Genomic DNA, 904 nt, shown 5'->3' with positions numbered 1-904 from the left:
ATACGTTTCTTTCTAAACAATCTAAACAAATTCGTTCCTTCTTTCTGTTTTAGATTTGCATCCCTTTCATATAACGTTCATGTGTTCACGACGTCCCACCGACTTAAGGCGACGGAGTCGCCGGGCGCGATGCGCTTAGTCGGTGCGGATGTGTCCGGCTGATTCAGCTTCCTTGCTACTGAATTACTCCAGTCGAATCCGCTTCTCTACTTCTGCCGGACCGAGGGCCGAATGGCCCGAAGCGTGAACATGGTGTTATAAGATGTCCCCGCCTTCTTTGAACAGCTCATACAATCTCTAATTCATTCACTTTATTTAGATACTTTATGTCAATGTTATATTTCTTCAACTTCTTATCCTTAATCTCATTCCATTTATCTACGAAAATATAAAACATATTTCCAAAATTCATGCCTTCAGGTAAAGCATCCTCAAATTTAATTTCATCAATTTCAAAATCAGGAATATTGTCTATCTCTTGCACTTCAGCAAAAAAGACCATACCCAAGCTCTCATTCCATTGATATATTCCAAAAGGTATTAACTCAAATCTTACTGCTCCTGTTTCTTCAAATAATTCTCGACTAGCGGTATGTAAAAGTGCTTCCCCTTTCTCTCTATTCCCTCCCGGGATCTCCCAACCTCCACGCTTTTTGTTATAGATTATTATAAATTGGTTTTTGAATTTTGCGATCACCACAGCAAACTTAACTGGTTCATGTTCAATGTCACTTAATTCATACCAACGATCCATTTTTTGTTCTTCCTCACTTGTGTTTAATGTTTCGCGGGGATTTCTTATAACGTTCATGTGTTCACGACGTCCCACCACCTTAAGCCCGAAGGGCGGCCGCGATGCGGTTAGGTGGTGCGGATGTGTCCGGCTGATTATGCTTCCTTGCTG

The 904-nt window shown here is 41.3% G+C and carries 1 protein-coding gene; it reads right to left on the bottom strand.

The annotated features are described in order from the left end of the window. Nucleotides 1-286: 286 nt before the first annotated feature. The coding region (locus ACFPPD_RS18900; protein ID WP_378082885.1) for an NUDIX domain-containing protein at nucleotides 287-904 on the bottom strand (618 nt) is incomplete at its 5' end.

It is taken from the genome of Cohnella suwonensis (assembly GCF_042655365.1).
In the GTDB taxonomy this organism is placed as follows: Bacteria; Bacillota; Bacilli; order Paenibacillales; family Paenibacillaceae; genus Cohnella; species Cohnella suwonensis.
This window is presented reverse-complemented; position numbering and strand designations above follow the sequence as displayed.